At 53.8% G+C, this 20,683-nt stretch carries 23 protein-coding genes and 3 pseudogenes; 20 read left to right on the top strand and 6 right to left on the bottom strand.

The annotated features are described in order from the left end of the window. Positions 1-26: 26 nt before the first annotated feature. The gene (locus ACR3EP_RS19465) at positions 27-434 is read right to left on the bottom strand and encodes a hypothetical protein (RefSeq protein ID WP_480639109.1); all 408 of its coding nucleotides are present in this window, start codon (positions 432-434) and stop codon (positions 27-29) included. A 105-nt stretch (positions 435-539) separates the two neighbouring features. On the opposite strand from ACR3EP_RS19465, the gene ACR3EP_RS19460 reads away from it, so the two are divergent. The 3 genes from ACR3EP_RS19460 to ACR3EP_RS19450 all read left to right on the top strand — a co-directional run bounded on the left by ACR3EP_RS19460 (position 540) and on the right by ACR3EP_RS19450 (position 2,988). After that, positions 540-1,325 (top strand): helix-turn-helix domain-containing protein, encoded by a 786-nt coding sequence (locus tag ACR3EP_RS19460; RefSeq protein ID WP_480639108.1) that lies wholly within the window; start codon positions 540-542, stop codon positions 1,323-1,325. Between the two features lie 296 nt (positions 1,326-1,621). Then, positions 1,622-2,083: a carboxymuconolactone decarboxylase family protein gene (locus ACR3EP_RS19455; protein ID WP_170506123.1), complete on the top strand. Its 462-nt coding sequence runs from the start codon at positions 1,622-1,624 to the stop codon at positions 2,081-2,083. Continuing rightward, positions 2,080-2,988 (top strand): sigma-70 family RNA polymerase sigma factor, encoded by a 909-nt coding sequence (locus ACR3EP_RS19450; RefSeq protein WP_170506120.1) that lies wholly within the window; start codon positions 2,080-2,082, stop codon positions 2,986-2,988. Before ACR3EP_RS19455 ends, ACR3EP_RS19450 begins: the two co-directional genes overlap by 4 nt. Positions 2,989-3,123: 135 nt before the next feature. Here ACR3EP_RS19450 and ACR3EP_RS19445 read toward each other — a convergent pair whose 3' ends face one another. Beyond that, a complete protein-coding gene (locus tag ACR3EP_RS19445) occupies positions 3,124-3,624 on the bottom strand; it encodes a methyltransferase family protein (RefSeq protein ID WP_480639107.1) in 501 nt (166 codons plus the stop codon). Positions 3,625-3,876: 252 nt separating this feature from the next. On the opposite strand from ACR3EP_RS19445, the gene ACR3EP_RS19440 reads away from it, so the two are divergent. Both ACR3EP_RS19440 and ACR3EP_RS19435 read left to right on the top strand, forming a co-directional pair. Then, the gene (locus tag ACR3EP_RS19440; RefSeq protein WP_480639106.1) at positions 3,877-5,352 is read left to right on the top strand and encodes an N-acyl-D-amino-acid deacylase family protein; all 1,476 of its coding nucleotides are present in this window, start codon (positions 3,877-3,879) and stop codon (positions 5,350-5,352) included. 11 nt (positions 5,353-5,363) lie between these two features. Continuing rightward, positions 5,364-6,239, top strand: a complete 876-nt coding sequence (locus ACR3EP_RS19435) for an aminotransferase class IV (RefSeq protein WP_480639105.1) — start codon at positions 5,364-5,366, stop codon at positions 6,237-6,239. Positions 6,240-6,468: 229 nt separating this feature from the next. On the opposite strand, the pseudogene ACR3EP_RS19430 reads toward ACR3EP_RS19435, so the two are convergent. The 3 genes and pseudogenes from ACR3EP_RS19430 to ACR3EP_RS19420 all read right to left on the bottom strand — a co-directional run. Continuing rightward, positions 6,469-7,041, bottom strand: a pseudogene (locus ACR3EP_RS19430) (substrate binding domain-containing protein); the annotation flags it as partial. A 58-nt stretch (positions 7,042-7,099) separates the two neighbouring features. Further along, positions 7,100-7,315, bottom strand: a complete 216-nt coding sequence (locus tag ACR3EP_RS19425) for a LysR family transcriptional regulator (RefSeq protein ID WP_480639219.1) — start codon at positions 7,313-7,315, stop codon at positions 7,100-7,102. 98 nt (positions 7,316-7,413) lie between these two features. After that, a complete protein-coding gene (locus ACR3EP_RS19420; RefSeq protein ID WP_480639225.1) occupies positions 7,414-7,698 on the bottom strand; it encodes a hypothetical protein in 285 nt (94 codons plus the stop codon). On the opposite strand from ACR3EP_RS19420, the gene ACR3EP_RS19415 reads away from it, so the two are divergent. The 8 genes from ACR3EP_RS19415 to ACR3EP_RS19380 all read left to right on the top strand — a co-directional run bounded on the left by ACR3EP_RS19415 (position 7,636) and on the right by ACR3EP_RS19380 (position 13,078). After that, on the top strand, positions 7,636-7,878 hold the full coding sequence (locus ACR3EP_RS19415; RefSeq protein WP_480639104.1) for a nuclear transport factor 2 family protein: 243 nt from the start codon (positions 7,636-7,638) through the stop codon (positions 7,876-7,878). The genes ACR3EP_RS19420 and ACR3EP_RS19415 overlap by 63 nt on opposite strands. Continuing rightward, positions 7,778-8,212, top strand: a complete 435-nt coding sequence (locus ACR3EP_RS19410) for a hypothetical protein (protein ID WP_480639224.1) — start codon at positions 7,778-7,780, stop codon at positions 8,210-8,212. The genes ACR3EP_RS19415 and ACR3EP_RS19410 overlap by 101 nt, the downstream gene beginning before the upstream one ends. Next, positions 8,182-8,361 (top strand): hypothetical protein, encoded by a 180-nt coding sequence (locus ACR3EP_RS19405; protein ID WP_480639103.1) that lies wholly within the window; start codon positions 8,182-8,184, stop codon positions 8,359-8,361. The genes ACR3EP_RS19410 and ACR3EP_RS19405 overlap by 31 nt, the downstream gene beginning before the upstream one ends. 202 nt (positions 8,362-8,563) lie before the next feature. Then, complete coding sequence (locus tag ACR3EP_RS19400) at positions 8,564-8,746, top strand: hypothetical protein (RefSeq protein WP_480639102.1); 183 nt, start codon at positions 8,564-8,566, stop codon at positions 8,744-8,746. A gap of 492 nt (positions 8,747-9,238) precedes the next feature. After that, positions 9,239-9,679: a nitronate monooxygenase gene (locus ACR3EP_RS19395; protein ID WP_480639101.1), complete on the top strand. Its 441-nt coding sequence runs from the start codon at positions 9,239-9,241 to the stop codon at positions 9,677-9,679. Between the two features lie 371 nt (positions 9,680-10,050). Beyond that, positions 10,051-11,013, top strand: coding sequence for an HlyD family secretion protein (locus tag ACR3EP_RS19390; protein ID WP_480639100.1), 963 nt, complete (start codon positions 10,051-10,053; stop codon positions 11,011-11,013). Further along, positions 11,010-11,936 carry an ABC transporter ATP-binding protein gene (locus tag ACR3EP_RS19385; protein WP_480639099.1) on the top strand — a complete coding sequence of 309 codons (927 nt, stop codon included), beginning with the start codon at positions 11,010-11,012 and terminating at the stop codon, positions 11,934-11,936. The genes ACR3EP_RS19390 and ACR3EP_RS19385 overlap by 4 nt, the downstream gene beginning before the upstream one ends. After that, positions 11,933-13,078, top strand: coding sequence for an ABC transporter permease (locus tag ACR3EP_RS19380; RefSeq protein ID WP_170351261.1), 1,146 nt, complete (start codon positions 11,933-11,935; stop codon positions 13,076-13,078). The genes ACR3EP_RS19385 and ACR3EP_RS19380 overlap by 4 nt, the downstream gene beginning before the upstream one ends. A gap of 238 nt (positions 13,079-13,316) precedes the next feature. Here the strand turns inward: ACR3EP_RS19380 and ACR3EP_RS19375 are convergent, their stop codons facing one another. Further along, positions 13,317-14,516: an ROK family transcriptional regulator gene (locus ACR3EP_RS19375; RefSeq protein ID WP_480639098.1), complete on the bottom strand. Its 1,200-nt coding sequence runs from the start codon at positions 14,514-14,516 to the stop codon at positions 13,317-13,319. A gap of 232 nt (positions 14,517-14,748) precedes the next feature. Here ACR3EP_RS19375 and ACR3EP_RS19370 point away from each other — a divergent pair, with 232 nt between their 5' ends. From ACR3EP_RS19370 to ACR3EP_RS19340, 7 genes and pseudogenes are all read left to right on the top strand, one after another. Then, positions 14,749-15,723 (top strand): sugar ABC transporter substrate-binding protein, encoded by a 975-nt coding sequence (locus ACR3EP_RS19370; RefSeq protein WP_254428641.1) that lies wholly within the window; start codon positions 14,749-14,751, stop codon positions 15,721-15,723. Positions 15,724-15,841: 118 nt separating this feature from the next. Continuing rightward, positions 15,842-16,912 (top strand): ABC transporter permease, encoded by a 1,071-nt coding sequence (locus ACR3EP_RS19365; protein ID WP_480639097.1) that lies wholly within the window; start codon positions 15,842-15,844, stop codon positions 16,910-16,912. After that, positions 16,912-17,694 (top strand): ATP-binding cassette domain-containing protein, encoded by a 783-nt coding sequence (locus ACR3EP_RS19360; protein ID WP_170351257.1) that lies wholly within the window; start codon positions 16,912-16,914, stop codon positions 17,692-17,694. Before ACR3EP_RS19365 ends, ACR3EP_RS19360 begins: the two co-directional genes overlap by 1 nt. A gap of 179 nt (positions 17,695-17,873) precedes the next feature. After that, a complete protein-coding gene (locus ACR3EP_RS19355; protein WP_480639096.1) occupies positions 17,874-18,362 on the top strand; it encodes a nucleoside/nucleotide kinase family protein in 489 nt (162 codons plus the stop codon). A 96-nt stretch (positions 18,363-18,458) separates the two neighbouring features. Next, positions 18,459-19,106: pseudogene (fsa, locus tag ACR3EP_RS19350) on the top strand (fructose-6-phosphate aldolase). 403 nt (positions 19,107-19,509) lie between these two features. Next, the gene (locus tag ACR3EP_RS19345; protein ID WP_480639095.1) at positions 19,510-19,776 is read left to right on the top strand and encodes a twin-arginine translocation signal domain-containing protein; all 267 of its coding nucleotides are present in this window, start codon (positions 19,510-19,512) and stop codon (positions 19,774-19,776) included. Then, a pseudogene (locus tag ACR3EP_RS19340) lies at positions 19,773-20,677 on the top strand (cupin domain-containing protein). Before ACR3EP_RS19345 ends, ACR3EP_RS19340 begins: the two are co-directional and overlap by 4 nt. The last annotated feature ends 6 nt before the right edge of the window (positions 20,678-20,683 follow it).

The following is a 20,683-nucleotide window of genomic DNA, read 5'->3' as shown; positions in this document are numbered from 1 at the left end:
AAACCACCATACCGTATTCAGTTCAATCAACGACGATTTCGACAAGAAGCCAGAAGTAGGACCAGGAATGTCAGATTAAGCACCGCATTGAACGGCGCACCAACCAGGATTGAGAAAGTGCTATCGGTGCAAAACCAGGACCATGTTGCAACCCAGGTTACTCTTTGAGCCGCAGCCGGGGAAATTGGCGCAACATATGTACCTAATGCCCATGACATTCCGCCGAGCCCGACGGTCAGCCCACCGGTGATGGCCAATAGCAATGGCGACGGTATCGCCATGTCGGGCGCAACCTCCTGCGTCGGCCAATAGGCAACCTTAAGGAAAAGGTGGGCGACGGGATGCAGTATCGATAACCCTGCCAATGCAAAAAGCACTCCCGCTCCAATCAGGATCCATCCTGAACGACGCATGGCAGATTGTTGTGATGTCATGTTTTCCTCCTAATTCACTTGATCTGTCATGCGCGGTCAGGAGTATTCAAAGCAATTACCTCAGAGGTAAGTGATCTCTGACAATTGATTGTGTAAGATTACCTTATGACTTCTTACTCAGTTCTATTGAAGGAATGGCGCAAGCGCCGTCGGATGAGCCAGCTCGATCTAGCTGTTGAAGCCGACGTCAGTGCTCGACACATATCGTTTCTGGAGACCGGACGTTCCCGACCCAGCCCTGAGATGATCGTTCATCTTTCAGAGGTTATGGAAGTACCCGTTGACGCCAGGAATCAGATGATGCAGGCCGTCGGTTTCGCGCCGAGATATACGGCGACGCCGCTTGACAATGCGGCGATGGAACCCATTCGGAACGCTGTCACATGGACGTTGGAAAGACATGCCCCCTACCCGGGTCTGGTGCTTGATCGTCTTTGGCGGGTTGTAGAATTAAACGGTCCCGCTGCGGTGCTGTTTGCACCTCTCGGATTGGCTGCAGGAAATAGCCTCCTCGAATTGCTGACTGGCCCTACGATGGCACAGGTTGTTGAAAACTGGCCTGAAGTGGCGCATTACACTATGCTTCGCCTTCGCGCGGAAAGTGCAGCGGCAGGTGGCATACCTGATTTGGAGGTTGCGATAAGAGAACTGGCGGCGCACGCGCATGCACCAAGTGACGCAATAGTGGGACCATCCATTCCCACGGTCTATCGATTTGCCGGACATCGCCTTTCGATGTTCGGAACGATAGCGCAGTTCAGCACTGTAGCCGACGAAACACTTGACGATCTAAAAATTGAATTGTTCTTCCCGTCTGATGAACAGAGCGCTGTCTTGCTGACGGCGCTCAACAGTCAGCCACAGGATCTCCAACTGCCGATATCAAGCTGACTTTGTGTCTCCAAACGGTCGGAATTTGCCTAGTTGGCCTAGCAGTTTGAAGTTGTCTCGATACTTGCTACCTCTTCCATGCGGTTCCCTCTGCACTTGCCGGCCTTGTTGGTTGATCTCGTCGGCCTGCGTAACCTCTCGAGAAAACTTTCGCGAAATGCTGGTGAAAATTGCGCAACTCGATTGAGATTCAGCTGTCCTTGCCACGCAATACAAACTGATTTGTTGCGCACCCATGTCACAAACTCCACGCCTGCCGCGTCCTGTTTCTATACACCCAAATACAGGAGCACCTCATGCAATCCCGTCTCAACCATTTCGCCGTTGCCCCGCAACTGATGCAGCCAATGCTCGACATGGAGGAATGCCTCAAAACAGCGGGCCTTGAGCACAGTCTCATCGAATTAGTAAAATTGCGCGTGTCGCAGATCAATGGCTGCGCTTTCTGCATTCATATGCACACCCATGACGCGCGTGCGCAGGACGAGAGTGAAGACAGGCTTCACTTGCTGAATGCGTGGCGAGAGTCGTCTCTTTATTCCGAGCGTGAACGCGCCGCTCTTGCCTGGGCTGAAACGCTGACCCGCATCGAGCAGAATGGTGCACCGGATCACACCTATGATGAGATGGCCGCTCAGTTTTCAGATCAGGAAAAAATCGCCCTGACGCTGGTAGTGACAACGATCAACGCCTGGAACCGCATTGCTATTGGGTTTGCAACGCCACATCCTGCCGCCAAGGAGGCCACGGTCGAATGAGTCATATAACTTCACTCGAAAACGACCAAACATTTGTCGATCTGCGACCGCGCTTGTTCGCGGTCGCCTATCGAATGCTGGGCACTGTTAGTGACGCAGAGGATGTAGTACAGGATGCATTTTTGCGTTGGCAGAAGGTTGATCATGCTAGCGTGCGGGACGCGACTGGGTTTCTGATCCGAACGGTCACGCGGTTATGTTTGGATCACATGCGGGCCGCGCATACTCGACGCGAAACATATCCCGGTGAATGGTTGCCGGAACCACTGATCACAGATGATGCCACCGAGCGACTGGATCGTGACGTCTCGGTGGCACTCCTACTGGCGCTGGAGCGGCTGACACCTCTCGAGCGGGCAGCCTTTCTGCTCCACGATGTATTCGAGCAATCATATGACGAATTGGCACAGGCATTGGAACGCACACCTGAATCCTGCCGCCAGCTTGTTAGCCGAGCTCGGAAACATGTGCAGCGCAACAAACCTCGAACGCAGGTTGAGCCGCAACAAGGCGAAGCCATCGCGAAGGCATTTTTCATGGCCGCCAAAAGCGGCGACACTGACGTTCTCGCCAAATTACTTGCGCAAGACGTAAGATTTGTTTCGGATGGCGGCGGCAAAGTATTGGCGACACTCAACCCGATTTTGGGCCGAGACAAAGTGATGCGGTTATTGTCTGGACTGGCGCGTAAATACACTGATCAACCTGCCCAGCAATGGCAATTCTGCCACCTGAACAATCTGCCTTCGATCCTCAGCCACGAAACGGGGGACATTTTGCAAACCACGTCGTTGGAGATAGAAAGTGGGATGATCACAGCGATCTACGTCGTGCGTAATCCAGAAAAGACTCGTCATCTGTCTTTCGACGGACACACTCCCATCAATGGCGGCCTATCTGACTAGGATGACTACATCGGCCCAAAGCGGGCACGCGCTCAGGTGTCGTGATGCCGCGGTGCGGCTCATCGTTGCAGTCATTCGCGGAAACAGCGAAATCAAGTCATAAGCAAACTCACACGTCGCGGGAAAGCCTGCTATTCAATTGTCGTTCGCGCCTGAGGGCTCATACGGCCGAAACATGGGAACCCATCGCGGCACCTTCGCCTTGTACCGCAGGTAGTCCTCGCCAAAGCGTCGTTCCAGCCCCGGCTCCTCTACGAATTTGAAGTAAAGTGTGTTGAGGAGAAAGAACACTATCGCCCAACCCAACAGAAATGGGCTGCTCATTGCCACTGCTTCCGCCAGTATCATTAGAATAACCGATGAAAGCATGGGGTTGCGCACATAGCGGTAAGGTCCACTGACCACAAATCTTTGAGGTGGATCCCACGGTGCAGGAGTTCCGTATCCCTCAAGAACAAACAGTTTCATCGTGTTCGCGGCCAAGGCAAGCGCGGGGACAGCCAACATCGCTGCCACAGCCCAATGCAGACGCGTTCCCACACTTACACCAAATGGCCATTGGTCGCTGAAACATTGGATCAAAATCGGGATGTAGATCAGTGCTGTACCCGGAAGGATAAGTACCGCTTTAGTCATGCGCCAAAACATAGAGGAATCTTACCACAGCTTGTCGATCGTATTCTTCGCAACCAGACCCAGTGCAACGTCGGATTGGCTATAGTAAATCCTTGGATCAGAACCAGAACCACTTGCAACCTCTCAAAAATTGTCGAGGTTGGATGGTGTATTGTCAGAGGTATTTGCTCATTTGCGACCAGAAAACGTACATTTGAAACCACCTTTGCGGCGCGATTGGCAATAGTCTTGGGAAAACTGGGACGGGTCGCCATGCCAGGAAGTACTCGAAAAACTACGTTGGAAGAATGTGACCTTCTGATCCGCAATGCCTCGGTAATTGACGGTACCGGTGGCCCCATCCGCAATGCAGATGTGGCAGTATCAGGAGACGAAATTGTCGGTGTCGGGCCACTGGACGGTATTCGTGCGCAGGCGGAAATTGACTCGACAGGCCTGTGCCTCGCCCCAGGTTTCATTGACGCACATACTCATGACGACTGGGCGCTTCTACGCACCCCGGATATGCCGTTCAAGGTGACACAGGGTGTTACCACTGTTGTGGCTGGGAATTGCGGGATCAGCGCCGCTCCGTTCCGGGTACAGGAAGGTCTGCCTGACCCGTTCAATGTCACCCCGGAGATACAGAAATTCAGCTTTGAATCCGTCACAGAGTATCGATATGCGATTAACGATGAGGCCCCTGCCATCAATGTGCGACTGCTGGCCGGACATTCGGCACTACGTGCTACCGTGATGGGGCCGGACTTGGCGCGCGCTGCAACGAGTGTAGAAATCAACCGAATGGCGGAACTGCTCGATAAGGCACTGACTGAGGGCGCGGCGGGGCTGTCCAGCGGGCTGGACTACCCCGCCGCGCTGGCGGCCCCGATGGAAGAAGTTGTGATGTTGGCACGGGTGCTACGTCACCACCCGAACACCGTTTACACAACCCATGTTCGGGATGAAGGTGACGGCGTGATCGAAGCCATCAAAGAAGCCCTGTCCACTGGACAACGCGCCGATGTTCCTCTGATCCTGTCGCACCACAAATGCGCAGGTTTTCGCAACTTCGGTAAAAGCAAAACGACGCTCGCCATGATTGACGCAGCCCGCGCGAAAGCAGAGGTCGCCATGGATGTCTACCCCTATACCGCCTCGTCTTCTGCTCTGATGGAGCGATTCATTGATGCCGCTAAAGACGTGATTGTCATCTGGTCCGCCCCGCACCCGGAGGTTGGAGGGCGGATGCTTGATGACATTGCTGCAGAATGGGGCGTGTCGCGGGAAGAAGCCTGTACAAAGTTGAAACCCGCTGGCGCTATCTATTTCGACATGGACGAAGAGGATGTACAGCGGATCCTACAACACCCGGCGTCGATGATCGGATCGGACGGGCTGCCTGGCACTGAAAAACCGCATCCTCGGCTTTGGGGCACGTTTCCACGGGTCTTAGGGCATTACACCCGGGATCTGAAATTGTTCTCGCTGGCACAGGCAGTGCACAAGATGACCGGCCTGACCGCAGCAAAGTTCGGCCTGACCAATCGCGGAGAAATTGCAGTCGGGAAAAAGGCCGACCTTGTACTGTTTGATGCAGAGACAATCTCGGATCTGGCTGTTTTCGACGCTCCAGAGCAGCCCGCCAAAGGCATTCATTACGTTTTTGTAAACGGGCAGGTCACCCTTTCTCAGAGGCACCAGACCCACACGCGCGCAGGTCGCTTCCTGAACAACCACAAACAATAACGGGAAAAAACATGAGCAGAACAGTCTGGCTGAACGGGACATATATGCCCGAGGAAAAAGCGCAATTGCCAATCTTTGATCGGGGCCTGCTGTTTGCTGACGCTGTATATGAAGGCTTTGGCATTCTGGACGGGCAGATCATCGATTTCCATTACCATATGCAGCGTCTGAACCGGTCGTTGGCCGAGTTGGAAATGCGGCCACCGATGAGCGAGGGTGCGTTATATGACGGGCTGATGGGGCTGATTGCGCGCAACGGGGTGGAGGAAGCGTTTCTCTATCTGCACGTCACCCGTGGCGCGCATGATCGCGATTATCTTTACCCCGGCGGCCTGTCACCCAACGTTTTTGCCTTCACCCAGCCGCTGCACGGGGGGCTGGCCGCCGATCCGCCGCAACCTCTGCGACTCGCCAGCGCACCGGATATTCGCTGGGCACGACGAGATATCAAGACCAGCAACTTGTTAGGTCAGGTTCTGGCGAAAGAAATTGCCCGCAAGGCCGGTGCGGATGAGGCGCTTATGATTGCGCCCGACGGCACAGTGACAGAATGCGGGGCAATGTCGTTTTTCATCGTAAGAAATGGCTGCATCTACGCCCGCCCCCTCAGCCGTGATATTCTGCCAGGGATCACCCGCCAGACCATGCTACGCGTTGCCGACGACCTGGGGCTGAAAGTGGTCGATGCCACCTATACGCTAGACGACGTCTTCAGGGCGGATGAAGCTTTTGCCACTGGCGCTTCCAGCTATGTTCAGCCGGTGCCCGAAGTCGATGGTCGACGAATAGGTGACGGTGAGACGGGCACTGTTACAACCTTGCTGCGCCGCGAATATCTCAAAGCCGTGCGCACCTCCTTCCGAAACAACCCCGCTAGTCTTCAATAGATAGCAACAGCTAGGCGTTCGCGGCCCATAAGAGACATTTATCGCTGTCTCCAACGCTGCGGTGCGGCTTCTCCAGACCAGCATTCACCGCAATTGCAAAAAAATGGGCACGCGAACACGCGGATTACTCAACTAAACCTGCTGTTAAAGGCAATCACCTCTAGGTCTGCAACCACTGGGGACACTTATCCGGAGGTTTGACCAAGTCCTGCCTGATGATAAGTCGCAATCACTTCAATGATGGTCCGTATTGCGAGTGGCTTGTGCTTTGTTGGGGCGTCAAAGCATAGATGCCGCCTGAGCGGAGCGACCAATCCGGCAGGAGGCGGACCAGTCGGCCCGCGGCCACATCGTCATAGACAAGAAAATTCGGCAATATCGAGAAACACGCGCCAGCGGCGATGGCTCTGCTTATCGCTGGGGATGTGTTGAGTTTGAAAGACGAGATGACGGTAATGTCCTGAACCTTGCTACCTTTCGAAAACCGCCACTTGGTCGCATTTTTGAGCGCGGCGTTAGCAACGAAAGAAAGTCCGGCAAGGTCATTTGGCTCTGTGGCACTTTGAGCCAATCCGGGTGACGCAACCACCCATTCCTCGAACGTCCCGACTTTGCGCATTTGATTTGACGAGTCACTCGGCCATCCGACACGGAAGCCCAGGTCAAAGTGGTGTACAACCGGGTCAAGTCGATCATCGCTGAGGTGAAGATCAATCGTGACACCTGAGTTATCCTGAACAAACTGCGCCAATAGCGGAGCGAGATGCAGCGTGCCGTAATCAACTGGCGCTGTTATTCGAAAATGCCCTCCGGGATCGCTTTACCAGACTGGACCTCTGCATAAGCTTCTTCGGCTTGGTTTAGCGCTGCCTTGGCTTGCTCGTAAAACCGCAGTCCCGCATCTGTTGGTGCATGTGGCGCGTGTTGCGATGCAAAAGGGCCGTGCCCAGTTCTTCTTCCAGGGTCAGAATTTGCTTGCTGACAACGGCTTTACTAATACTCAACGCTTTTGCTGCGCCGGTGATCGTACCCGCGTCTACCACGGCGACAAAGTAGCCAATCCTGTTGAAATTCACGTTTTTCAATTGTCACCTTTTAACTGACAGTCATTCCACAAACTGTCCCTTTAGGTGACGTTATGTGGTCACTAGGTTTTCTGCAACAATTGAAGGTTTTAACGTAAGGCGAGCTGACCGTGCTTCTCCATGCCGAAACAACTGAAATCATCGGTCTGTCGGATTTCTACAAAACGCCGACGGTTGTCCCCCATCTGGCTGCTTAGGAGGAAACTCATGAAAAATCTAATTGCAATATCAGCAACGTTGCTTGTGATGAGCGTTCCTGCCTTTGCGGGCGAGGAAGAGAACAAGGCGGTTGCCCTGCGGCTCTGACAGAGATGTTTGATGCTCAGAACGTTGAATTGATCGATGAGCTTTTTCATCCGCGCTACATTCAGCATTCACCGTCCATCGCCGATGGGCGTGAAGGTATCCGGGCAAGCGTGATCTGGATGAAAGAAAACGGCATGAAACCGCAGCGTGAAATTGCGCGTGTTCTGGCGCAGGGAGATCTCGTCGGCGTTCAGGCACGTAAGTATTGGCGAAGAGACCGCCATCGTTGGAGACATCTTCCGTTTTGAGGACGGCCAGATCATCGAACATTGGGATACGTCTCAAACCGAAGTTCCCCAATCCGAAACTGCCAACGGTAATTCCATGATCGACGGTGGCGGAGATGTAGACAAATACGTCTCAAACATGAATCTAGCGCGCAATACAATGAACGCGGTCGAGTTCTTTGACCGCGGGATCGCCGGGGACATCGAAACTCTGAAGCGACTCTTTGGTGCGGAGTATATGCAGCATAACCCGAGGGTCCCGAATGGAACCGAACCCATCTTTGGCTTTTCCAGGATAGTGACGGCACACTTGGCAATGTTACTGTGCATCAGACAATCTCTGACGGTGATCTGACCATGGCGCTGGTAGAATATGCCGATTGGGGCAATGCGGTGATCGAGATTGTGCGTCACGATGACGAAGGCAAGATCGTGGAGCATTGGGATATCGTACAAGAGATTCCGGCTGCCGAGGACTTCGCCCACGGGAACAGTATGTTCTGATAAGGCAGGTGGCCGAATACTGACTGAATTAGTCCGAGAGGAGCCAGACATGAAAGCCAGTAAATCCACGCGTCGCAACCTTTGACCGGATTTGCCGCTGTAGCCGGAGGGTCTTCTTTTGCGCCGGGCTGACGCAGCAGAAATGACGCCTCGCGCCGCCGAAGGGCCATTCTATCCAACGCCATCCATGCGGATGCCGGATGTGGACAACGATCTGGTCAAAATCATGGGGCGCGTGGAAGAAGCCGGCGGTGAAGTGATCACGCTGAGGGTCGCATCACCGACAGAAATGGCGCGCCTCGGTCAGGACACAGGATTGAAATCTGGCAATGCGATCTCAACGGAAAATACCTCCATCCGGAGACGGCCGCAATGTGGTCTATGATCGGGGCTTTCAGGTTTTGGTCATGACCTCACTGACGAGGATGGCCGCTACAGTTTCCGCACGATCAAGCCCGGTAAGTATCCGGGCCGTACGCCCCATATCCACGTAAAGTCCTTGATGGCGATACCGAACTGCTCACAACGCAATTCTATGTGGCCGATGAGCCCGAAAACAAACGCGATAGCCTTTACCGACGCCTTTCAGACGAACAAGCTGAAAGCGTTTCGATGTTTTTTGTTGAAACGGACTCCGGAATCGAAACTGAAATCAACCTGCAGGTTTGAAGGTTCCGGCTAAAAGCGGCAGATATTTGCGCGCCTATGACATAAGGCACACTCGGCTCATTTAACTAGGCTGGGAGTCGACGTCAAAGCGGCGCAACATATTCAACTGGCGAGAGAAAAACGGGATTTCTCGAAATCATAGTGCCACTGAAAAGCGCTTCGATAAAGTCCACTCCATGATACTCATCTGTAAACAGAGGAAATCCGTATGCAGACTGAGTCGAGAGTCACCGAACTTCTTGGTATCGAATATCCAATCGTTCAGGCCCCGATGATCCTTCAAAAACCGCTGGTCCCTCTGGCGTCGGCCGTAAGCAATGCTGGCGGGCTGGGTTGGCTGGGGTGTGCCGAAATGTCGATCAACGAACTGGAGCAAAGAATATCTGAGATGAAGGCGGCGACCGATAAACCGTTCAACCTCAATTTCTTTCTACATGAGGCTCCAACCTTTGATCCTGTGCTCGACGAACAGGCGCGTTCACTCGTTTTGCCGTTTTATCAGCGGCTCGGTTTGGAGATTCCCACAAACACTTCAGATACTGAGGCAGAAACCTTTGACACCGACAAGCTTGCGCCCTCGTTTCCGAAACGCCTGCCATGGTTAGCTTTCACTTCGGGTGCCCTCCGACCCAGGTTGTTGAGGCCTTGAAAGGCGCCGCTCAAATCAATTGATAAAAGGGACTGGGTTCGGCTCAGAGTCGACATTCAACCTAATGCCGTGGTGTTGCAGTCGCAGCCATAAAACCCGCCGTTCGCTGCGTGCGCAAAATATCGATGCGTATAAACACACAGTACGCGGGACAAAGTGAGCTTTAGATACGTTGCTCACGCCACGCCCAGCGGTGTCATTGGCCCGAATGAAGTCGAATGCTGCCGCCAGAACATCCAAAACCTCGAAGATTGGCTGGGGTGCCTGCTTGAGTGACGCTGCTGCAGGACAATATATACAAATCGAATTTCCTGATTGTATGATTCAATAACCGGCCCACCTGCATAGCGGCCAGAAACCGGAAGGTAGCCTTGCTGAATTTGACGATTCCCATACCCCTGATATTGGTCGCCGTTTTGCCCGCCGTTCTGGATCGGTGCTCTGGTTCAGACACGAGCGTGGCCCTGGGCGTACTGGCCCGCGACCGGGTGGCTTTGACTGCCACGGCCAGTGAAATCGTTGTCGATTTACCGATCGCCGAAGGAACTGTCGTCAAAGCAGGAGATATTCTGGTTCAACTCGATCCAACATTACAGACTGCCAAGCTCAGCCTGGCACAGGCCGAGCTTCAAAAGGCGCAGGCCACGCTGTTGAAGCTACAAGTCGGACCGCGGGAAGAAGAGATTGCAATTGCCGAAGCCAAGGTCGCAGGTGCTGTTGCGCGACTGGTTGACGCCGAAGCCATCTATGAAAGAAACGCCAGACTGGTCGAAAACTCGGTCGTCACCGAAGCACAGGTGGCAAATGATCTGGCCTTACGCGATTCTGCGCGTGCCGAGTTGGCCAGCGCTCAGGAATCTTTGAAAGAGCTGCAAAACGGCACCCGTCCCGAAGATATTGCTGTCGCCGAGGCCAACGTACGTGCAGCAGAAGCCACGGTTGCTGCCGAGCAGACCGTGTTGGATGACCTGACAGTTGTTGCGACCCGCGATGGTGTACTGGATTCACTGCCTTGGAATCTGGGCGAGCGGGTAACATCCGGCAGCCCGGTTGCCGTTATGGTCACCGGTCAAACACCCTATGCGCGTGTCTATGTGCCCGAACCGCATCGCGTCAAACTAAAGCCCGGCGATAAACTGAGAGTGCGCATTGACGGACTCTCCGATCCATTGGACGGCGTGATCCGCTGGATCAGCGACGATGCGTCGTTCACGCCATATTACGGACTGAACAAGGATGACCGTACGCGGCTTGTCTATCTCGCCGAAATTGACCTGCCAACCGCATCGCCGGACTTACCCGCCGGAATGCCTGTGCAGGTTCCCTTACCATGAGCGACATCGTTGTATCGACGAAAGGCCTGACCCGCCGGTTTGGGGAAAACACAGCGGTCAGCAATCTGGACCTTGAGATCAGAACGGGCCAGATCTACGGGTTTCTTGGCCCCAATGGCTGTGGCAAGACCACTACCATGCGCATGTTGACCGGCTTGCTGACCCCTAGCAGCGGAACGATCTCGGTTCTGGGGCAGTCCATGCCCGAAGCGGCGGAACCGTTGAAGAACGAGATTGGGTATATGACGCAGATCTTCTCGTATTACCGCGATTTGACCGTTCTTGAGAATCTGCGGTTCGCGGCTGAAATTTACGGCATTCCGGCTAAATCAGCCGCGGACCGGATTGACGAGTTGCTGCACACCTATGACCTGACAACGAACGTGCATCAGCTAAGCGGCAGCATGAGCGGCGGACAACGGCAGAAACTGGCGCTGGCGGCAACCGTCATGCACCAGCCAAAACTTCTGTTTCTCGACGAACCAACGTCGGCCGTTGATCCCGAAACCCGCCGCACGTTCTGGGAGCAGCTGTTCGATCTGGTCGATCAGGGTGCGACGATGATTGTGTCGACCCATTTCATGGACGAGGCAGAGCGTTGTCACAGGCTGGCGATACTGCAGCACGGCGTAAAAAAGGCGGATGGGTCACCCCGTCAATTGATGGATGATCTGGACGCCGATGTTGTAGAGGTGGAAGGGCCGGACCTGAGAAAAGTCAAGCACGAGCTGGATGGCAAATCCAAAATACTCTCAACGGCTCAGGTCGGCTCGCGGCTGCGCGTGCTGGTCGACAAGTCCGAACCTCGGCCAGTTGATATGCTACGCGCCCGGCTTGATGCGTTTGCGGACCTGTCCCTGACGTCTCAACGTCCAAACCTTGAAGACGTCTTTGTCAGCGCAACGCGGGGGCCGGAACAATGATCTCGCCGCGTCGTATCACAGCCGTTTTGAAGAAAGAGCTGCTTCAGCTGAGGCGAGATCGAATGACCTTTGCCATGGTTGTCATGATACCACTGATCCAACTGCTGCTGTTCGGCTATGCGATAAACACAAATCTGCGTCACGTGCCCGTCGCACTGGTGGATCAATCCCGAACTGAACTGTCGCGCACGCTGGCGCAGATTGTTCAGGCCACGCAGGTCGTAACAATCACCGAGGAGTTGACCAGCCCGCAAGAGGCCGAACGCGCGATCACCGAATCTCGCGTACGCGCCGCTTTAATTATTCCTCAGGATGTGAGCCACCGCCTTGCCCGAAGCCCTTCCGTCGGATTGGGATTGCCCGACGCAACCAACCAGACCAGCAGTCGGCCTGTTGCCCATTGGATCGTGGACGGCTCGGACACGATGGTCGCCAGCGCGATCAAGTCCCTGCGCACGATGCCACTGACCGAGTTGCTCAAGCAACCGCCCAACCGACAGGTACCTACGTTTGAAGTCACGCTCTACTTCAACCCCGAACAGCGGTCGGCGGTGAACATCGTACCCGGTTTGGTTGGGGTTATCCTGACCATGACAATGATCCTGTTCACCTCGGCCGCTATCGTCCGTGAGCGCGAGCGGGGAAATATGGAGATGTTGATCAACACACCGATCAAGTCCATCGAGCTGATGATTGGCAAGATCATACCCTATATCTTCCTGGGACTGCTGCAGGTCGCAATCATCCTTGGCATCGGGCACGTGTTGTTCGATGTCCCGATCAATGGTGGGTTGGGCGTTCTTCTTGTTGTGACACTGCTTTTTATCATTGCCAGCCTGTCGCTAGGGTTGGTCATTTCAACACTTGCACAGAACCAGCTTCAATCGATGCAGATGACCATTTTTGTCCTGCTGCCCTCGATCCTGATGTCCGGGTTCATGTTCCCCTTCGACGGCATGCCGCGACCTGTCCAAACCATCGCACAAGTCCTGCCGGCCACGCATTTTATGGACATGATCCGCGGCGTGGTCCTGCGAGATGCTTCGCTTTATGAGTTGCGATGGGGGATTCTCTGGATGATCGGGTTTGCAGTATTCGGATTGTTGGCGGCAACTCTGAGATTCAAGAAACAGTTGGATTGAATTGCGGCCCGTTCCGAACATTCGTCGATTTTGACGTTACAGCATTGCAGCCTCCCGATAGCGGACGGTTAGCCAAGGAAGATAAAAATCATGGGAAAAGGCGCAAAGGCAATCGCTGCCGCCAAATCAAAACCCAGAAAGGAAAACCTACGGCTGGCCCGGCCAGAAAGGCGCGTCCCCCGCCCCCTCCGAAATCCGCGACTCTTTCCTGATTAGGAAATTTGACGACGAACTGCTGCTACATCCCAGAAAGGCCTGCATTGGTGTTTAGTAGGAACTGGCGAAAAATTGGGCTGCTTGCCGCCCCAATGCCACGGGCGTTTTCTCCGACTGCTGCGGCTTCCACGACCGGAGGGATAAGACCGCGTTTGTCCTGGTTGACCAGATAGCGCCGAACCCTTGCCACCAACTCTTCTCTTACGTCCGGCGGAAACGCCCCGTCGATGAAAATGGCCTCGAAGTCGATGACGGCACAAATTGAAAGAGAAGCCTTGGCCAACTCCTGCGCAGTCGCTCCAATCCACGGCTCGACATACCGTGTGATGCTTGTCCAGTCCTGCGGCTTCTTCCAGAGAATCGCGGGGTCGACGCCCCCTTCGATCAGCCTGTCCTCAAGCAGAAACAGTGAGGCGGTGTCGATCAGTTGCTGGCTTTCACCCAATGGGCCCGTCGTGCGCATCGCGCCCAAGGCACCAGCATTGCCTTGGTTGCCCTCAAACACGGTGCCGTTCAACGCGACTCCGCCGCCGATCATTGACCCAATGAAGAAATAAAAATAATCGCGATACTCAGCCCCACGACCATATAGATGCTCCGCGTGACACGCAGCGGTCGCGTCGTTGACTACAAAAACCGGCAAGTCGCTGAACTTGGCGACCTCCGAGAAGAAGTTAACATTTTTCCAGAAACTAAACTTCTTGGCGGCAAGCCCAGACAGGTCGTGCCATTTCCAAAGTTCGAACGGTGTGCCGATTCCAATCCCGCATACGCGATCACGAAGCCTTTGCGGTTCGTGAGCCAGTAGCGTTTCCAAGCCAGAATCCAAAAAACCGAAAACGGCCTCTGGCAACGGATAATCATAGGTTGTGGAAAGTTGGCGGCGCGGCCTGCCTGTAAAGTCGATCAAAAGCAGATCGGCACTGCGTCGCCCTATCTTCATCCCGACTGACAAGATGCCTTCCGGATTTAACTCCATTGGGATCGAGGGCTTCCCAACTTTTCCTCGCAACGGGGCTCCGCGTTTGAGAATCTGGTCTTTTTCGAGCTTGCGCAAAATGATTGAAACGGTCTGTGGAGACAGACCTGTCAACCGCGCAACGTCGGCACCCGCCGTAGGCCCATGCCGTTGTAAAACTGTCAAAATCAGACGTTCGTTGTGGTCTCGAACACCTCTTTGACTTACGCCTCCTGTCAGCATTCTCAGCGCGTCTTTCTCCATAACTCAAAACATAACCACCTTGTTTTACTATGGAAAGGCGGTCGATCAAATTAATAAATAAACTTTATTTATTTATTGACAGGGAGACCAGAATCACAGTTTCTTGAATGAGACCTTCATTAGAGGATGGAGGTAGGCCTCGTTGGTACGCCGCTCGGGGCAGCAAAAATTTTCTGGGAGGACAAATATGAGAAATCTATTCAAGATTGCCGCATCTGCGACCGTGCTCACGATGGCAGCGGCCTCTGCTCAGGCAGCCGGAGAAACCGTCTGCCTGATCACGAAGACTGACACCAATCCCTTCTTTGTAAAAATGAAAGAAGGCGCGACGGCCAAGGCTGAAGAGCTTGGCATGACGTTGAAAGCCTTTGCTGGTAAAATTGACGGCGACCACGAAACTCAGGTTCAGGCCATTGAAACTTGCATCCTCGACGGTGCAAAGGGAATTCTACTAACGGCATCGGACACGAGCTCGATTGTTCCAGCGGTCCAACAAGCGCGGGATGCAGGACTTTTGGTTATTGCGCTGGACACACCGCTCAGCCCGATCGATTCAGCTGATGCAACTTTCGCAACGGATAACTACAAGGCCGGACTGTTGATCGGGCAATGGGCAAAGGCCAAAATGGGTGACGCTGCAGCGGACGCAAAAATCGCGACGCTTGATCTGAATGTCAGCCAGCCAACAGTAGACGTTCTGCGCAATCAGGGCTTCCTTGACGGATTCGGAGTGGACTTGGCAGATCCCAATGTTATTGGCGACGAAACGGACGCGCGGCTGGTTGGTAGTGACGTGACCGACGGCAACGAAGAAGGCGGGCGCCGCGCCATGGAAAACCTTCTGGCCAAGGACTCGACGATCAACGTTGTGCATACGATCAATGAACCGGCAGCGGCGGGCGCTTACGAGGCCCTGAAATCCATTGGACGTGAAAACGATGTTCTGATCGTTTCAGTCGATGGCGGGTGTCCCGGCGTACAAAACGTTCAGGCCGGTGTAATCGGCGCCACAAGCCAGCAATACCCCTTGCTGATGGCTTCGCTTGGTGTTGAAGCCGTAAAGAAATGGGCAGACGAAGGCGTGAAGCCTGAAAACACACCTGGAAAAGACTTCTATGATACCGGTGTGGCGCTGATTACTGATCAACCCGCCGATGGTGTTGAATCGATTTCAGTCGCAGAGGGACTGGAACTCTGCTGGGGCTAAGTACAAGCCCATTTGGTGAGGCGCTCATATGAGCACCTCACCATTGCTTTAACCAGCAATCCGATACTTCCTGTAAACTGATCTCGTGACCCCAATGCAAGCCACGAAAGGGTGAGATATGTCTGAAACAAACCAAGGCACCCCGGAATTTGAAGCCGCCGCAAGCAGGACGGAAACCGTCGCGGAGTTTGAGGATCACCGGCGCGGCGCACTGGGGAAGTTGCAGCACCTTCTCCATGTCAATCCGTCCTTTGTGCCACTTATTGTCTTAGTCGGAGCGATGTTGGTTTTTGGGCTGCTATTGGGTTCAAAATTTTTCTCGCCTTTCGCTATGACCTTGATCCTTCAACAGGTTCAGATCGTCGGCATCGTGGCAGCAGCGCAGAGCCTTGTTATTCTGACCGCTGGCATCGATCTGAGTGTCGGTGCGATCATGGTTTTTTCTTCAGTTATCATGGGTCAGTTCACCTTCCGATATGGCATTCCTGTGCCATTAGCCGTCATGTGCGGTCTGGCTGTCGGAACGATGATCGGAGCCCTCAACGGTTGGCTTGTCAGCCGCGTTAAACTCCCCCCTTTTATTGTCACACTTGGAATGTGGCAGATCGTTCTGGCAACCAACTTCCTGTATTCCGCAAACGAGACCATTCGTAGTCAGGACATAGAGGCAAACGCCCCCTTCCTTCAGTTTTTCGGCACAAAATTTAGCATCGGTGGGGCGACTTTTACAGTTGGCGTCATATTCATGCTCGTCTTGATTTTTGTGCTGGCCTATGCACTCAAACACACAGCTTGGGGCCGTCATGTCTATGCGGTGGGCGACGATCCAGAAGCGGCCGAACTGTCCGGTGTCAACGTCCACAAGACCTTGATGTCAGTTTATATGCTCTCCGGGCTGATCTGCGCCTTCGCCGGCTGGGCTCTGATCGGCCGCATCGGCTCAGTCTCTCCAACTTCTGGCCAACTGGCCAACATCGAAAGTATCACCGCGGTTGTGATCGGTGGCATCTCACTGTTCGGCGGGCGGGGATCCATTCTGGGATCGTTGTTCGGAGCACTGATCGTTGGCGTGTTTACTCTTGGGCTGAGGCTCTTGGGCGCAGATGCGCAGTGGACCTTCCTGCTCATCGGTCTCCTCATCATCGCAGCGGTCGCAGTCGACCAGTGGATTAGAAAGGTTTCGGGCTAATGTCAGACACAACACCAATCGTCCAAGGCCGCGGAATCGTGAAGCGCTATGGCCACGTCACCGCCATCGACCATTCCGATTTTGAATTGCGTCAGGGAGAAATCCTTGCGGTCATTGGGGACAACGGCGCCGGAAAATCATCCATCGTCAAAGCGATCTGCGGAGCCACGATCCCGGATGAGGGCGAAATCCTCATCGAAGGCAAGAAGGTTAACTTTACCTCTCCGATCGACGCCCGGAACATGGGGATCGAGATCGTCTATCAACAACTTGCCATGTCGCCCGCTCTGTCAATCGCGGACAATATGTTCATGGGTCGTGAGATCCGCAAACAGGGCTTCATGGGGCAATATCTGCGTCAACTTGACCGACCCGCCATGGAAAAGTTCGCCCGTGAAAAACTGACCGAGCTTGGCCTCATGACCGTTCAGTCGATCAATCAAGCGGTTGAGACACTGTCGGGCGGTCAGCGCCAAGGTGTTGCCGTTGCGCGCGCCGCAGCTTTTGCGACCAAGTTCATCATCATGGACGAACCAACGGCTGCACTGGGGGTGAAAGAGAGTCGCAAAGTTCTCGAACTCATCCAGGACGTGCGCGCGCGTGGCATTCCGATCATACTTATCAGCCACAACATGCCGCATGTCTTCGAAGTCGCCGATCGCATCCATGTGCACCGGCTGGGCAAAAGGCTCTGCACAATCGATCCCAAGGACTACACAATGTCCGATGCCGTGGCCTTCATGACTGGTGCCAAAGAGCCCCCGAAAGAGGACGCCGCGTGATCGGGCAGGACATAATGCGCGTTTGCGACCTGATCTCGTCCCGGAGGCAAGTTGGGGTTCGGACGATTGTCGCAATCGCCGGCCCCCCTGCATCCGGTAAGTCGACGCTGGCAGATAACGTTGTGCAATCACTGAACGCACATCAGAGTTCTGCGGTTCCGTTAGCCACGCTGGTACCCATGGACGGCTATCATCTGGACAATCGGGTACTTGAGACGCGTAGTTTGTTGGAAAAAAAAGGGACACCAGAAACCTTCGACGGAGTTGGGTTTTGCAAGGCAATCAGAGGACTGCAGTCGGCCCGACATGAGTCCTTTCACCCCAAATTCGACCGCCAAATGGATCTGGCCATTGCAGGCGCGATTGCTGTTCACCCAGAAACTCCGACTATCGTCGTTGAGGGAAACTACCTTCTGATGGATAGCGACCCGTGGAGAACATTGGCAGATGTCTATGCCGCAACAGTATTTGTCAGCCCAACTTTAGAGGAGCTTAAAAGCAGGCTGCAACGCCGCTGGATTATGCATGGCTTTGACCCAAAATCCGCGCTGCAACGCGCCACAACGAATGATCTGCCCAATGCTGAACTTGTCATCAGAGAGAGCAGGAAGGCCGATCTGACATTAAACCAGAATTACACCGAATTCGGTATGCGTTACGCGTTTTGATCCGGCTCAACCGACGCAGAAGCGATCCGTTGATACTAACTCGTCCTGGCGTTTTTTAGTTCAATTAACATCATCCCATACACGATGAGGAAGCTTATGAAGTTCTTCGTGGACACCGCAGAAGTAAACGACATCAAAGACCTGATAGACTTTGGACTGCTGGACGGTGTTACCACGAATCCAAGCCTGGTCGCCAAGTCTGGCCGCGATTTCAAAGAAGTCATTGCTGAAATTTGCACTCTGACAGATACGCCCGTATCGGCAGAAGTCGCAGCTTTAGATGCCGCAGGAATGATTGCGGAGGAGAGTCTCGGCGATCGCAGACAACGTGGTTGTCAAACTGCCGCTGACCTTGGATGGCCTGAGAGCCAGTGCTCATTTCAAGAGGCAGGGTATTAGAACAAACGTCACGCTTTGCTTCACACCCAATCAGGCTCTTTTGGCGGCAAAGGCGGGCGCGACCTATGTATCACCTTTCATTGGCAGATTGGATGACATCAATCTAGACGGAGCCGATCTCATCCGTGATATCCGAAGCATCTTCGACACCTATTGTTTTGAAACTGAAATCATTGCAGCATCCATCAGAAGCCCCAATCATATTACAGAGGCGGCCTTGGCCGGATCAGACATAGCCACGATCCCCCGTCCGTTATCCGCAAATTAGTCAGGCATCCGCTAACCGACACCGGCATTGAGCAGTTTCTCAATGATTGGAAGTCGACCGGGCAATCGATTCTGTAATGGAGGGTCATTTTGCCTGAGACAGAAGGCACCGAACACTGAACGGCTGTGTGTCGGGGGATTAAAACCTCAATTACAGGTTACCTTAAGTGATTAGAAAGTCGAGTTGTTCGGAAAATTGCCGGCACTACGCTTCAGTGGTGGCATAAACACAACGGCAACGATCTAAATCTTCAACGTCCGCTTTCTGAAGTGACGGGAGATTTTGGTGCGGCCGCAGCAAAGGTCCACTTCCCGTGCTTTGCGTCATCTAAAGCATAGCTACGCAGGTGATTACACATAGAAGATGAGATGGCACGGGTGTCTCGCTATTCGACCGTGCCAAACAATTTGTGGCAAGTTTAGAGAGCCAAATATCCTGTGTTACACTTTGAGACTACTCCCCGAGAATTAGGAGACCAATATGGTTAGTTCATCCAGGCGAGAATTCTTTAAAGCAGCCGCAGCAACGGGTCTCGGGGGAACTGCTGCGATGCAAGTTTCAGCCGCAGAGTTTCCATCGGGCCCATTTTGGAACAATGTTCCTGATCCAGAACTTTCCAAGCAAGAGCTTCCAAACTTCAAGTTTGAACTGGAAAAATCCAAAGGGCGTGAAGACGGTGGCAGTTTCGGAAAAGAAGCCACCGTGCGCCAACTTCCGGTTTCAACGGAATCGCCGGTGTCTCAATGAAACTGGAACCCGGTGTCGCCCGTGAATTGCACTGGCACGCCACTGCTGCGGAATGGGCATTTGTCATGGAGGGGCGATGCCGAACAACAGTCATCAACCCGGCTGGAAAATCCGAAACGAACGATTTTGAACCAGGTGACGTATGGTATTTCCCGCGTGGTTACGGGCATTCCATACAGTGTCTGGGCAACCAGCCCTGCCACTTCATTCTGATATTCGACAATGGGTATTTCTCTGAATTCGGTACATTCAGCATCACGGACTGGATTGGCCACGCGCCGAAAGACCTGTTGTCAAAATCCCTTGGCTTGCCCGCAGCAGCGTTTGATTCTTTTCCCAAGAGCGAAGTTTATTTCGTTCACGGCGACCCGCCGCCGGAAGAACCTGCTTTGCCTCATCAGGGGCATCTGGCAACACCTCGGAATACGCATAAATACAGGCTGCTCGACCAAGAGCCTAATTCTTCTTTCGCAGGCGGTCGAGAATGGCTGGTCAGCCAATCGGAATTCCCCATCTCAACCACGGTAACGGGCGTGGTTTTGGAACTTGAGCCTAAGGGGATGAGGGAGTTCCACTGGCACCCGAACGCGGATGAATGGCAATACGTAATGAGCGGTAGCATCGGAATTACCATATTTGGTGCAAACGGCCGCTTCGCCACAGAATCTCTGAACAAGGGGATGTGGGATATATTCCTCAGGGTTATGGGCATTCGATTGAAAATGCTGGTGAGGGAAAAGCCCGAATACTGATCGCGTTTAACACCGGTGAGTATCAGGCAATCGACCTTTCAGAATGGATTGCTGGTAATCCCAACTACCTGCTTGCCGCGCATTTTGATCAGAAACTGGATGTTGTCGAAAAGCTCCCGAAGCAGGACGTCTTCATCGCTCCAAGGTAGGTACAA

This window comes from Ruegeria sp. BB10, assembly GCF_056535725.1.
Note: the sequence above shows the minus strand (reverse complement) of the source record. Positions and strands in the feature narration are given on the sequence as shown.

What these genes read in the sequence shown, in the direction of transcription:
- ACR3EP_RS19465 (WP_480639109.1), bottom strand. Translation starts at nt 434, where the DNA reads ATGACATCACAACAATCTGCCATGCGTCGTTCAGGATGGATCCTGATT.
- ACR3EP_RS19460 (WP_480639108.1), top strand. Translation starts at nt 540, where the DNA reads ATGACTTCTTACTCAGTTCTATTGAAGGAATGGCGCAAGCGCCGTCGG.
- ACR3EP_RS19455 (WP_170506123.1), top strand. Translation starts at nt 1,622, where the DNA reads ATGCAATCCCGTCTCAACCATTTCGCCGTTGCCCCGCAACTGATGCAG.
- ACR3EP_RS19450 (WP_170506120.1), top strand. Translation starts at nt 2,080, where the DNA reads ATGAGTCATATAACTTCACTCGAAAACGACCAAACATTTGTCGATCTG.
- ACR3EP_RS19445 (WP_480639107.1), bottom strand. Translation starts at nt 3,624, where the DNA reads ATGACTAAAGCGGTACTTATCCTTCCGGGTACAGCACTGATCTACATC.
- ACR3EP_RS19440 (WP_480639106.1), top strand. Translation starts at nt 3,877, where the DNA reads ATGCCAGGAAGTACTCGAAAAACTACGTTGGAAGAATGTGACCTTCTG.
- ACR3EP_RS19435 (WP_480639105.1), top strand. Translation starts at nt 5,364, where the DNA reads ATGAGCAGAACAGTCTGGCTGAACGGGACATATATGCCCGAGGAAAAA.
- ACR3EP_RS19415 (WP_480639104.1), top strand. Translation starts at nt 7,636, where the DNA reads ATGTTTGATGCTCAGAACGTTGAATTGATCGATGAGCTTTTTCATCCG.
- ACR3EP_RS19420 (WP_480639225.1), bottom strand. Translation starts at nt 7,698, where the DNA reads ATGCTGAATGTAGCGCGGATGAAAAAGCTCATCGATCAATTCAACGTT.
- ACR3EP_RS19395 (WP_480639101.1), top strand. Translation starts at nt 9,239, where the DNA reads ATGCAGACTGAGTCGAGAGTCACCGAACTTCTTGGTATCGAATATCCA.
- ACR3EP_RS19385 (WP_480639099.1), top strand. Translation starts at nt 11,010, where the DNA reads ATGAGCGACATCGTTGTATCGACGAAAGGCCTGACCCGCCGGTTTGGG.
- ACR3EP_RS19380 (WP_170351261.1), top strand. Translation starts at nt 11,933, where the DNA reads ATGATCTCGCCGCGTCGTATCACAGCCGTTTTGAAGAAAGAGCTGCTT.
- ACR3EP_RS19375 (WP_480639098.1), bottom strand. Translation starts at nt 14,516, where the DNA reads ATGGAGAAAGACGCGCTGAGAATGCTGACAGGAGGCGTAAGTCAAAGA.
- ACR3EP_RS19370 (WP_254428641.1), top strand. Translation starts at nt 14,749, where the DNA reads ATGGCAGCGGCCTCTGCTCAGGCAGCCGGAGAAACCGTCTGCCTGATC.
- ACR3EP_RS19365 (WP_480639097.1), top strand. Translation starts at nt 15,842, where the DNA reads ATGTCTGAAACAAACCAAGGCACCCCGGAATTTGAAGCCGCCGCAAGC.
- ACR3EP_RS19360 (WP_170351257.1), top strand. Translation starts at nt 16,912, where the DNA reads ATGTCAGACACAACACCAATCGTCCAAGGCCGCGGAATCGTGAAGCGC.
- ACR3EP_RS19355 (WP_480639096.1), top strand. Translation starts at nt 17,874, where the DNA reads ATGGACGGCTATCATCTGGACAATCGGGTACTTGAGACGCGTAGTTTG.
- ACR3EP_RS19345 (WP_480639095.1), top strand. Translation starts at nt 19,510, where the DNA reads ATGGTTAGTTCATCCAGGCGAGAATTCTTTAAAGCAGCCGCAGCAACG.